Source organism: Clostridioides sp. ZZV15-6383 (assembly GCF_020657735.1).
GTDB classification, from domain to species: domain Bacteria; phylum Bacillota; class Clostridia; order Peptostreptococcales; family Peptostreptococcaceae; genus Clostridioides; species Clostridioides difficile_D.
This window is the reverse complement of the sequence record NZ_JAGWCV010000007.1, coordinates 1-12,788: the sequence shown is the minus strand read 5'-3', so window position 1 is coordinate 12,788 and position 12,788 is coordinate 1. Positions and strand designations below refer to the sequence as shown.

Below are 12,788 nucleotides of genomic sequence, written 5' to 3'. Positions count from 1 at the left end.
GAGGGATGAGTGTGGAACTTAAAAGTTTTAAGGATATATTATTTAAAAAAGCTCTAAGTGAAGGTTTTGAAGAGTGTGAAATATATTATTATACAGGAGAAAATTTAAGTATAAATATATATGAAGGAGAAGTTGAGAAATACAATCTTGATAAATCTTTTGGTTTATCTTTTAGAGGGAAGGTAAATGGAAAGATAGGTTATTCTTATACAGAAATTTTAGATGATAAAGCTGTTGATATGTTGATAAAAAATGTAAAAGATGGAGTAGGTACTATTGAAAGTGACGATGCACAATTTATATATGAAGGTGATAAGCACTATAATGATGTAAAGACTTACTCTAAAGAGTTAGAAAATTTAGAAGCAGATAAGTTGATTGATTTAGCTCTAGAAATGGAAAGAGAAACTAAAGCTTATTCAGATAAGGTAGTAAATTTATCTAAGTGTACTATATCTTATTCTGTATCAAGTAATGGTATATACAATACTAAAGGTCTTGATTTAAGTAATAAAACTAATGTGCTTATAGGATTTGTAGTTCCCATAATACAAGACAATGGACAAAAATATGATGGAGTAGGGTACAATATAGGAAATTCTATTGAGGAAATAAAGCCTTGTGAGATAGCAAAACTTGGTGTTGATAATGCTTTGTCTAAAGTAGGAGGTAAGAGTATACCATCAGGTAAATATAAAACTATATTGTTTAATGAAGCTATGGTATCTTTACTTAGCACATTCTCTGGAATATTTAATGCAGATTCAGCTCAAAAAGGATTATCTTTATTAAAAGGCAGAGAAGGAGAGATGATAGCATCTCCTATAGTTACAATAGTTGATGACCCACTTTTAGAAAATGGCATGGCATCTACTCCTTTTGATGATGAGGGAGTAGCTACATTTAGAAAAGAAGTTGTTTCAAATGGAGAGCTTATAACTTTACTTCATAACTTAAAAACGGCTAATAAGGCAAATGTAAAGACTACAGGAAATGGAATAAAATCTTCATATTCATCACCTATAAGCATATATCCAACTAATTTTTATATAGATAAAGGAGAGAAATCTCTAGATGAAATTATGAAGGATATAGGCGAAGGATTGATGGTTACTAGTTTTGCAGGTCTTCATTCAGGTGCAAATTCAGTAACAGGAGACTTTTCTTTAGCAGCTAAAGGCTTTTATATCAAAGAAGGGAAAAAAGAATTTCCAGTAGAGCAAATTACAGTAGCAGGAAACTATTTTGATTTATTGAAAGATATTGAAGTTATAGGGGATGATTTAGAGTTTCCAATGAGTAGCATAGGTTCACCTTCAGTTGCTATTAAGGAGTTATCAGTAGCTGGAAAAGATGAATAATAAAAAGTCGTGATGCATACAATTAATATCATACGTTAAATTTAAAGGAGGGGATATTATGAGTGATGCACATTACGACATGCACAAGAGAAAGGGATACTCAAGTGATGAGCCATACCCAGAAATAAAGGTTTTAGGGCAAAACAAGTATTATGCAGAATTATTGATGGATGACTATGCTGGAGTATCAAGTGAATTTACGAGTGTAAATCAATATCTATACCACAATTTTGATTTAGATGAAAAGCATAGAGAATTAAATGAAATGTGGGTAAATATATCTATAACAGAAATGTTACATATGGAGATATTAGCAAAGACTATAAGATTATTGGGTGGAAATCCTGTATATAGAGGCTCTACAAGTTCTTGTGGTGCATATTGGAATGGTGGTTTTGTATGCTATGGAGATTCTATTTGTAACAGATTAAAACTAGATTTGCATTTGGAACATGTGGCTATTAACAATTATTATAAAGATATAAGTCTTATTGAAGACCCTTATATAAAAGCCATATTAAATAGAATAATCCTAGATGAAAAACTTCATGTAAGTTTATTTGAAAAAGCAATAGAGAAGTATTGCAAATAAGCTCAAAAGTTTAGTTATTCATCATTTTATTCATATATATAAAATAACCATCATACATTTTCTTGAAGGGAGTTGCTATTGATATGTATTATGTATATGTGAATGATATAAATATAGCCGTATATGATTTAAATCCGAGTGCTAAAAAAACAGTACTTTTTATACATGGATGGCCATTAGGACATAAGATATTTGAATATCAAACAAATATATTACCAAAACTCGGATATAGAACAGTTTCAATTGATTTAAGGGGGTTTGGTAAATCTGATGCAACCTCAGGAGGATATACTTATAGCCAGTTAGCAGATGATATTTATAAGGTGGTACATGCTATTGGCTTAAAAGACTTTACCCTTGTTGGTTTTTCAATGGGAGGGGCAATTGTACTTAGGTATATGAGTTTGTTTAATGGATATGGGGTATCAAAATTGGCATTAGCTGCAGCTGCTGCACCATCATTTGTACAAAGACCTCCAGAGTTTCCATATGGTATGACACGTGAAGATGTCAATAAATTGATAGCACAAGCATGTACTGATAGACCAGGAATGGTAACCAATTTTGGAAAAAAAGTGTTTGCATCAAATCCCTCAGAAAGTTTTAGAAGGTGGTTTGATGATATTGGTTTTAGTGCATCAGGTATTGGAACTATTGGAACAGCTATATCTTTAAGAGATGAAGAATTGTTTAATGATTTAAAATGTGTGAGAGTGCCTACTGGTATATTTCATGGGAAATTAGACGAAGTATGCCCATATGAATTTGCAGTTTTTATGAATGAAAAAATAGAAGATTCAACTTTATATACTTTTGAGTATAGTGGTCATGCTATATTCTATGATGAGCTTAAACTATTTAATCAGGAATTTTTACAGTTTTTAGAGGAATAGAGATATTTTATTACCACTTAGAAAAAGAGTAATATTATGTGAAATGATTTAAAATAAATTTTATAATGTCTTGTACACTAAACAAATAGGGTCTTAGAACTTGTCATTAAGTTCTGAGACCCTATTATTATATATTCCTAAATTTTGTTATGATTTATTCTTTATTCTTACTCAAAATTGTTGATATATTAACAATTTTATATTAAATTTTTGTTTCTATTTCAATAATGTTAAAATAATCGTTTTAGAAATTAAATTATAGGTGAAAAAAGATAGCTTACATTATTTTACTTATAGAAAATAATGGTAAATAATACAAAATGTGATTTTTAAGATTTAAAACTTTTTCAAAAAGTGCTACAATAGACCAAATTATTACTTTCTATACTCGTTAAACAGGAGGTGGTGCTATGAAAAAACATAATATTTTATTTGTATCAACTGATGACAAAATAAATATAGACATATCAAAACAATTGGAAAATATGTTTGGAGAATTTTGTAATATAGATAACTTGGTCTATGTAAATAGAATAAGTATTGAACTGTCAAGCTATGAGCTTGTAGTATGTTCAGATAATGATATAAAAGAGCATATACATAATAATATTGATAAAAATATACCTATTGTAATAATACATCGTACTATAAACATTGAAAATATAAATCAGATAATAAGTATAGAAAATGATTCTGACGTTATGGTTATAGATGCTTACAAAGAGTCAGCAGATGAAACTGCCAAGATAATTAGAAAACTAGGATTAATTCACATTAATCTAATACCATATTATTCAGATTGTGATAAGTCTAAATGTGAGATTGGAATTATTACGGGAAGCAGAAACAGCATACCACAAAACATAAAGCAAATAATTGACATAGGTGATAAAGTAATTGATATAAATACAGTTATAGAAATCTTTACAAAACTAAATATATCTATAGATAAGTTACATATTATTAAAGAAAAATATAATGAAGATACAGTAAGTGGATATAGGTATTACACAACTATGAATAAAACCATGAAGAGTTTTTTGGAGATTATAGATGAAGGTATTGCTTCTATTGATAAGTTAGGAAAATTTATATATTGCAATAAAGTATTCTCTAATCTAGTTGGAATAGACCAAAATGAAATTATATCTAATAATTTTATGGACTTATTTAGTGATAAGGTTGTCAAAAAAATATTTTTTCAAGAGGATGAAGTTAATGATGAAGTAGTAAATTTAAATAACAAAAAACTGATAATTAATAAAGTAAATGTTTATGAAAATAATGAACGAATAAAGAGTATTATAAGCCTTAAAGATATAAGTGCAATCCAAGTACTTGAGGACAAGATTCAAAATAAATTTCAAGCAAAAGGTTTTGTATCAAAGTATACGTTTGAAAATGTTGTAGGTGAGAGTAAAATAATAAAAGAAAAGATTAATATTGCAAGAAAAATAGCAGCTACAGATTTTTCTGTGTTGATACTTGGAGAAAATGGAACAGGAAAAGAAATATTTGCCCAGGCAATACATAATGAATCTCTAAGAAAAGACAAGCCATTTGTTGCAGTCAACCTATCTTCTTTGTCAGATACACTTATTGAAAGTGAGCTTTTTGGTTATGAAGAAGGAAGTTTTACAGGAGCAATAAAAGGTGGGAAAATGGGTATATTTGAAAGAGCGCATGCAGGAACAATTTTTTTAGATGAGATAGGTGATATATCGCTAGATGTACAGAAACGATTGTTGAGAGTTTTACAAGAAAAAGAAGTTATGAGAATGGGTGGAAGTAAAATTATACCAATAGATGTTAGAATTATAGCTGCAACGAATAAAGATTTGAAGAAAAAAATCAAAGAAGGTTCTTTTAGAGAAGATTTGTATTATAGGATTAATGTATTACATATAGAGGTACCTAGACTTAGAGAGCGTAAAGAAGATATACCTCTTATAAGTAAGTATTTTTTAGATGAAATAAATAGCAACAAATGTTTTACAGAAGAATCAATGCAAGCTTTAAGGATGTATGAATGGCCAGGGAATGTAAGAGAGCTTAAAAATTTAATTTATTATATTGACACTATAGTGGAAGAAGATAGAGTAGATTACGAGCATTTGCCAGAACAATTTAGGTTTGAAAAAAACAATACTTTAGTTAATGAAAACTTTGATTCAATTATCCTAGATTTCAAACAATCGAACTTTTTTGATGAGAGTATATGTATATTGACTAGTATAGAAAATTGGAATAATAAAAATATGTTTTTAGGAAGAAATAAACTACAAGAAATTTTAAAAGAAAAAGGTATTGTTTTAAGTGTAGACCAAATCAGAAAAAGAATAGATAAATTAAAGAGTCATGGTTTACTTTTATCTGGAGTAAAAAAACAAGGTAGTTTTATAACTGCTGAAGGAAAGAACTTTATATTATATGTAAAATTTAAGGGGGAGATATAGGGGACTAAAAAGGAAAAATCCCCTAAAAAACGACCTATAATAGACAGGAATAAATAAGATTATTTTTAAAATTAAGACAGTTCAAAAGTGTTAAATTAATAATATAAAAAGATTATTTCTAATAAAACAGTAGTAAGTCTCAATTTTACTACCGTTTTTATTTTTTGAAAAGTTTATTATACAATTAAAATTTGTATTTTGGCATATCAATTGCTACATAGAAAAAATATAAAAAATTGTAGAACTTGGAGGATTGTTGTTATGAAGTCAGCTTATAAAGGATATGAAGCCTATAGTTATTTAGAAAAAGGAAAAGATATTTCATCCATTGAGATGTGTAAAGGAGATAAGAGAGTAAAAGAGTATCTTATTGAGTTAGATGATGCTCAAGAAGCTAAGGTTAAAAGTATAGTGGATGAAAAAATATTTATATCATTACATGAACATCCAGTCTTATTTCCAGAACACCTAGAAAGAGATATATTTGAATACAATAGAGAAGGTAAACAAAGATGTGCTTATGAAGCATTATCAAGAGGATATTATGATGCTATATTTGATAATTTAATGGATGGTGTATGTACGATAACATCAAATTCAGGCTGGAAATGGGATGATATATTAATAGACTTAGGCATGAGATTGTGTGATTTAGCCCATCAAGATTTTGTTATAAAGTGTGAAAAAGTAGAAGATATATACAGGGCTAAAAGTGAAGGGAAAGTGGCATTGATACCAACGCTAGAAGGGGCAGCACCAATAGAAAATGAACTTGATAGAATAGATATACTATATGGATTTGGTATAAGATTAATGGGTATCACATACAGCGAATCCAATGCATTAGGCTCAGGATTAAAAGAAGAAAAAGATGGGGGTCTTACAAATTTTGGGAAAAAAGCTGTTGAAAGAATGAATAAGATTGGAATGGCAATTGATTGTTCACATGTTGGAGTGCAAACTACACTTGATGTTATAGAATATAGTAAGGACCCAATAATATTAAGCCATGTTGGCGCAAGAAGTTTATGGAATACAAAAAGACTAACTCCAGATGAAGTGTTAATAGCATGTGCTAAAAAAGGAGGGGTTATAGGTGTAGAAGCAGCACCTCATACCACAATAACGGAGAAGAACAAAGAACATTCAATAGAGTCATTTATGGAACATTTTGAGTATATTAAAAATTTAGTAGGAATAGACCATGTAGCTTTTGGACCAGATACAGTATATGGCGACCATGTAAAATTACACTCAGTACTAGCTGCTAAATTTGATATAAAAAAAATAACAGGTACAAAAGAACATCCTAAAGTAGAATATGTAAAAGGTCTTGAGAATCCAACCGAAACTTCAAAAAATATTGTTAGATATTTAGTAAAACATGGATATAGTGATGAGGAAATAGAAAAGGTACTAGGTGGAAATATACTTAGAGTATTAAAGCAGGTTTGGAAATAGATATATTAGAAATATTAATAAAATTTGAGGATTTATAGGGAGGTTTTATAAATGGATTATTTAAAATTAGCTAATCATCCACTTTTGTGGATAGCAAGTACAGTAGCAGTATCAATAGTAGTGGTACAATCCCTTATATTTGCTATAAAATCTTGTAAAGTCGGTAAAACAATGGGAATAACAGATAAACAAATAAAATCAGCTGTTAAGAGTAGTGCTATTTCAGCTATAGGACCTTCAATGACTATATTTGCTGGAATGGTATCGCTTATAGTAACTATGGGTGGACCTATAGCATGGATGAGATTATCATTTATAGGTTCTGTAATTTTTGAATCAATGTCAGCTGGGTTTGGGACAGATGCGTTAGGCATAACTTTAGGTTCTCCAGAAATGACAAAACTTGCATTTACAAATGCAGTTTGGACTATGATACTGGGTTCTTTAGGATGGATAATATTTACACTACTATTTGGACATAAACTAGATAAGATAACTAATGTTATATCTAGTGGTAAGAAATCATTTATACCAATAATATCTCTAGGAGCAATGTTAGGCTCATTTGCATATCTAAATGCTGATAGGGTGTTACGTTTTGATAATGGAACAATTGCATGTATAAGTGGAATGGCTATAATGGTAATATTGTGTATGCTTGAAAAGAAGAAGAACATAAAATGGCTAAGAGAGTGGGGGCTTACAATATCAATGTTTAGTGGAATGATAATAGCTTCAGTAATATAAGGGGGTAGTTTTATGAGTAAAGTAAAATCTGTATACAATGAAGAATATTTACCTTTTATGATAAAGTATGGAAGATTGACATTATCTTTAGGTATTATAGCAGCATTAGTTCCTGGAATAATTTTGAGCTTTGGATTTGGTATTATGCCTCCAATATCAGCATTATTAGCAAGTACGATGGCGATTGTTAGTATGAGTGCTCCAAACTACATAATAGAACCAGTTTCTTATTCGCCAATCTTAGGTATACCAGGAACTTATATGAGTTTTCTTTCTGGTAATATATCTAATATGAGGCTACCATGTTCAATAGCAGCTCAAAAGGCAGCAGAAGTTGAATCAGGTACAGAAGAAGGTTCAATAATATCTACAATAGGAATAGCTGTATCTATTTTAGTGAATATAAGTATACTAACTATAGGAGTAATTTTAGGAGGAAGTGTATTATCTAAAATTCCAGCTGAAGTGGTAGAAAAATTAAATTTAATTTTACCAGCTCTATTTGGGTCAGTTTTTGGACAAGTATTTTTACAGGATAAAAAATTAGGTCTAGTAGCAATTGTAATATCTGTATTGACTATTATACTGTCAAAGCAGGGTATAATACCTCAGTCTTTAGTAGTTCTTATATGTGTATTTGGCACTATATTAATTGCAAGAGCTATGTATAAAGATAAGCTTAGTGACTAATTACAATGAAATAATAATGAGTTTTAAAATATAAAAATTGGTTTTTAAAGTATAAAAAATTGTATTAAAACTACTTAAAAATTGGGTTTTAAGGAGGGAATATTTTGATATATGATTTAATCTTAAAAAATGGATTTATAGTAGATGGCACAGGTAATACTGGTTTTTATGGAGATATAGCAATTAAAGACAATTTAATAGCAAAAATAGATTCTAAGGTAAATGGTAATACAAATAAAGAAATTGATTGTTGTGGAAAAGTTATAACACCTGGATTTATTGACCCTCATGTTCATGAAGAGATAGTAGCAATACTAGATGGCAAATTTGAAAAGTTCTTAAAACAAGGAGTCACAACAACTATAAATGGTAATTGTGGACATTCTATAACACCATATTCTTCTGAAAATGTATATGAATATATGTATAAAAATGGTCTATTACTTGAAGAAGAAAAAAAATATCTTATAGATAAAAATAAATGTTGGAATAATTTTACAGAATATTGTGACCTTATATCTAAAAGTGGTATTTCTATCAATATGGGATTTTTGTTGGGGCATGGTACTATAAGATGGAGTGTTATGGGAGGGTCTAAGGATAGACCTCCTACAGAAGAGGAAAAAAATGAAATTACAGATATAATAAGTGATGGCATGAAAAGTGGTGCTTTTGGAATATCTACTGGATTGGCATATATACCAAGTAAGTATGCTGATATTGATGAACTTGTTGATATTGCAAAGCTGATAAAAGAACATGATGGTATATATACATCTCATATTAGAGATTACATAGGAAGATATAATGCGGTGAAAGAAGCTATAGAGGTTGGACAAAAAAGTGGCGCTAGGGTTCAAGTATCTCACTTAAGTCCAGTTGAAATAGAGGCATTTGATGAAATATTAAAGGCTAGGTATAATGGTGTTGATATAATGGTGGATACAGTACCAAGAAGTTCTGGACATTGTATGAAGAAAAAAAGAGTGATTCAATTTATTATGGCAATATCATCTAGTCTATTTGAATTAGGTATAGATGGAGTAATGGATGCTCTCAGAAATGAAGAAGGAAGAGCACTTATACTAAAAGAAGCATTTATACTTGGAGATAGAGGAAGTATAATACTTCTAAACACTAATGATATTGATATGGAAAAGAAATCAATATGTGAAATAGCCATACAAAAAGGTATAGATGAGGACAAGTTATTACTCGATTTACTTTTAGATGGAGATGAAGAACTTATCTTTTGTTTAGGAGGAATGTATAGAGCAGATTTTCCGGATAAACTACACGATAATAAAATAATTGATAATCCATTTGTTATGGTTGGTTCAGATTGTTTGTTTAGTGTGGGTGGGGATATGTCATGGTTTGAACTACAAAGAAGAGGTGCTTTTCCAATTTTCTTCAATATGTACAGAAAGTCAGGTGTCAGACTAGAAGAGATTGTAAGAAGAGTAACTTCATTACCAGCTAGACAGTTTAAAATAAAAAATAGAGGTGTTCTTAAAGAAGGGTTTATAGCTGATATAGCTGTTATTGATATGGAAAACTATAGTTATCCTAGGTCAGAAGATATTGATTTTTCAAAGCCACAATTACTAGCCAATGGTGTTGAATATGTAATTGTAAATGGAAAAATTGCGTTAGAAAATGGAGAGATTACTGAGAATAAATGTGGTGAAGTATTAAAAAGATAAGGTTTTAAAAATAATAGGATTTAGAAAGCAAATAAATATCTAAGTAAGTAAAGACGAAGTTTGAGATTTATTTAAATAAAAATCATGCTTCGTTTTTATTTATAGTATTAATATTTATTTTAATAATCAGATAATATTTATACTTTATAGTGAAAAAATTAATATTTTTAATCACTAAATTATGTAAAAGATTGGATAAATAGATAACTAAATCATTTGAGAAAAGATTTTTTAGAAATAAAAAATGATAACTAAATAACCCCTTTAATATTTATCAAATAGCCAGTCATAAATATTAAAAGGGGTTATTTAGTTTATAAAAATTATTTGTAATAAAGTAAGATATATTAATAAATATGATAGAATATATATTATAAATTAAATCTTAAAAATATAAGGGGGGAACTTTGAGTTCTTATAGATTTCGTACATTATAAGAACCGATACTTTATGCGGGAGTTATTAAATGTAACACTTATAGTAATACTTGTTTTGATAAATGCTTTTTTTGTAGCTTGTGAATTTGCTATGGTAAAACTTCGTAGCTCTAGGATAGATACTATGATAGCTGAAGGTAATAATAATGCAAAAAGGTGTAAAATAATAAAAGACAATTTAAATTCCTATCTTTCTGCATGTCAACTTGGTATAACACTTTGCTCTCTTGCATTAGGGTGGATGGGAGAATCTACAGTTAAAGAGTTGATTTTACCAGTAGTAAGTATATTTAATCTTAGTGAAAGTATTATATATACTATATCAATTTCCATTTCTTTTTTAATTATAACAATGATGGAGGTTATAATAGGTGAATTGGTTCCTAAAGCTTTAGCACTTTATAATACAGAAAAAATAATGTTGAGTACATCTTTTCTATTAATAGGATTTTACAAGTTAACATATCCAGTAATATATTTTTTCAACCTGAGTACTGAGTTATTTCTTAAACCATTTGGATACTCACAAGCTGATGAGGTTGATGAAGCCCATACAGGTGATGAAATAAGGTTATTAGTGGAAGAAAGTTATAAAAGTGGGCTTATAGATGAATCAGAGCAAAGATTAGTTGATAATATTTTTGAATTTGAGGAAAAGAAAATTAGAGAGATAATGGTTCCTAGAACTGATATGGTATGTATATATGAAAGCGACTCTGAAGAAAAGGTATTAGCTATTTTAAAAGAAGAAGGTGTTACAAGATATCCAGTATGCAGAAAAAATAAAGATGATATACTAGGTTTTGTACATATAAGGGATTTATATAATCAAAAGATAAATGAAAATAAAATTGAACTAGAAGAGATATTGAGAGATATTATATATATATCTGAAAATTTAACTATAGATAAGGCTCTTGAGAGAATAAGGAAAGAAAAGCTTCAACTTGCTATAGTTGTAGATGAATATGGTGGTACATCTGGTGTAGTAACAATAGAAGATATACTAGAAGAGATAGTTGGAGAAATTCAAGATGAATTTGACAAAGAAGAGACTCATATTAAGAAAATAGGAGCAGGTTCTTATTTAGTTGATGGTACTGAATCGATTAACTATATTAATAAGTACTTTGGGCTTGATATAGAGCATGATGGATTTGACAGTATAGGTGGGTGGATATCCTATATGCTGGGTTCAAATATTAAAGTAAATCAAAGTGTAACTTTTGAAAATTACAATTTCACGATATTAGAATTGGATAAATTGAGGGTTGTAAAATTAATCATAAAAAGTGTAATATAATTATATCAAAAAATATTGGAGGAATTGTATGCAAAAAGTAGAAGGAATTATTTTTGATATGGATGGAGTTTTATTTGATTAAAAAATAGCTACACACACTCGTGACTTTAGTCATGAGTTAGTAGCTAAAATAGTCAGCATATAGGGAAACCTATATGTAGAGATAGGATAGAACCTATCCAATACTACTTGAATTGCTAAAAACCCCTAAAGCTAACCAAACTAAAACATAAGGATGAAATAAACCTAAGTGTGAAAGTTACGAAAGTAGAAAAAATTGGTTAGATGGTATAAGGTTAAACCCTAAGTACTTTAAAATGGGCAATCAGCAGGTAAGCTCCGAATAGGAGAAACTTCAACGACTATTCCTCTTGAGGGAAGTACACTACAAGTTATTGGTAGTGGAAGTGGGTAGACCTTAACGGATAATGCCGAAGGATAAGATATAGTCTGTGCTTACGTGAAAGTGTAAGAAGTTCATAAGAGAACTGCATAGGTAGTAGCGAACTTATGTGAACGACAACCTCAAAAATGATAAAAGTTAGGACTTACGGTTCTTAAATATGTTATTTAAAATTAAATATAAAACCTTCTAAATAATTGTTTTAAATAATTACATTTGTTAATATTATGATAGGTGATTAATAAATTGTTCACCACAGCATTATATAATATATTAAATATGATAAAATCATTAAAAAGTGTATCAAAAAACAATTAAAGTGAGGTGATAGCAGTGGAAAAAGCTTATAAGTTTAGAATGTATCCAAATAAAAAACAACAAGAGTTAATTAACAAAACTTTTGGATGTTGTAGATTTGTATATAATAAATATCTTGCTAAAAGAATAGAAGTTTATGAAAGCGATAAAGAAACTTTTACTTATAAACAGTGTAGTTCTGATTTGACCAATTTAAAAAAAGAATTAAAGTGGCTTAAAGAACCTGACAAATTTTCACTACAAAACGCCTTAAAAGATTTAGATAATGCGTATGAAAAATTCTTTAAAAAAAAGGCAGGATTTCCTAAATTTAAATCAAAGAAAACTAATAGATTTTCATATAAAACTAACTTTACAAATGGAAATATCGTGTATTGTGGTCAACATATAAAATTACCTAAACTTGGTATGGTTAAGATAA

10 protein-coding genes are annotated in these 12,788 nt (G+C 29.0%); all 10 read left to right on the top strand.

Annotated elements, in window-relative coordinates; genetic code table 11:
• Window positions 1–11: 11 nt before the first annotated feature.
• Window positions 12–1,361 (top strand): metallopeptidase TldD-related protein, encoded by a 1,350-nt coding sequence (locus tag KGF42_RS04375; protein ID WP_227825846.1) that lies wholly within the window; start codon window positions 12–14, stop codon window positions 1,359–1,361.
• A gap of 58 nt (window positions 1,362–1,419) precedes the next feature.
• On the top strand, window positions 1,420–1,953 hold the full coding sequence (locus tag KGF42_RS04370; protein ID WP_227825845.1) for a ferritin-like domain-containing protein: 534 nt from the start codon (window positions 1,420–1,422) through the stop codon (window positions 1,951–1,953).
• An 83-nt stretch (window positions 1,954–2,036) separates the two neighbouring features.
• On the top strand, window positions 2,037–2,846 hold the full coding sequence (locus tag KGF42_RS04365) for an alpha/beta fold hydrolase (protein WP_227821796.1): 810 nt from the start codon (window positions 2,037–2,039) through the stop codon (window positions 2,844–2,846).
• Window positions 2,847–3,256: 410 nt separating this feature from the next.
• Window positions 3,257–5,302, top strand: a complete 2,046-nt coding sequence (locus KGF42_RS04360) for a sigma 54-interacting transcriptional regulator (protein WP_227825844.1) — start codon at window positions 3,257–3,259, stop codon at window positions 5,300–5,302.
• A 261-nt stretch (window positions 5,303–5,563) separates the two neighbouring features.
• Window positions 5,564–6,763: a membrane dipeptidase gene (locus KGF42_RS04355; protein ID WP_227821798.1), complete on the top strand. Its 1,200-nt coding sequence runs from the start codon at window positions 5,564–5,566 to the stop codon at window positions 6,761–6,763.
• Between the two features lie 51 nt (window positions 6,764–6,814).
• Window positions 6,815–7,510 carry a DUF5058 family protein gene (locus KGF42_RS04350; RefSeq protein WP_003426729.1) on the top strand — a complete coding sequence of 232 codons (696 nt, stop codon included), beginning with the start codon at window positions 6,815–6,817 and terminating at the stop codon, window positions 7,508–7,510.
• A 12-nt stretch (window positions 7,511–7,522) separates the two neighbouring features.
• A complete protein-coding gene (locus tag KGF42_RS04345) occupies window positions 7,523–8,200 on the top strand; it encodes a hypothetical protein (protein WP_227821799.1) in 678 nt (225 codons plus the stop codon).
• 104 nt (window positions 8,201–8,304) lie between these two features.
• Complete coding sequence (locus KGF42_RS04340) at window positions 8,305–9,906, top strand: amidohydrolase family protein (RefSeq protein WP_227821800.1); 1,602 nt, start codon at window positions 8,305–8,307, stop codon at window positions 9,904–9,906.
• 450 nt (window positions 9,907–10,356) lie between these two features.
• Window positions 10,357–11,646, top strand: coding sequence for a hemolysin family protein (locus tag KGF42_RS04335; RefSeq protein WP_227825843.1), 1,290 nt, complete (start codon window positions 10,357–10,359; stop codon window positions 11,644–11,646).
• A gap of 727 nt (window positions 11,647–12,373) precedes the next feature.
• A partial coding sequence (locus KGF42_RS04330; protein WP_227825842.1) for an RNA-guided endonuclease TnpB family protein occupies window positions 12,374–12,788 on the top strand: 415 nt, incomplete at its 3' end.

Bases quoted from the DNA above. Each gene is read 5' to 3' on its own strand.
- KGF42_RS04365 (WP_227821796.1), top strand. From the start codon at position 2,037: ATGTATTATGTATATGTGAATGATATAAATATAGCCGTATATGATTTA.
- KGF42_RS04355 (WP_227821798.1), top strand. From the start codon at position 5,564: ATGAAGTCAGCTTATAAAGGATATGAAGCCTATAGTTATTTAGAAAAA.
- KGF42_RS04335 (WP_227825843.1), top strand. From the start codon at position 10,357: ATGCGGGAGTTATTAAATGTAACACTTATAGTAATACTTGTTTTGATA.
- KGF42_RS04345 (WP_227821799.1), top strand. From the start codon at position 7,523: ATGAGTAAAGTAAAATCTGTATACAATGAAGAATATTTACCTTTTATG.
- KGF42_RS04360 (WP_227825844.1), top strand. From the start codon at position 3,257: ATGAAAAAACATAATATTTTATTTGTATCAACTGATGACAAAATAAAT.
- KGF42_RS04350 (WP_003426729.1), top strand. From the start codon at position 6,815: ATGGATTATTTAAAATTAGCTAATCATCCACTTTTGTGGATAGCAAGT.
- KGF42_RS04370 (WP_227825845.1), top strand. From the start codon at position 1,420: ATGAGTGATGCACATTACGACATGCACAAGAGAAAGGGATACTCAAGT.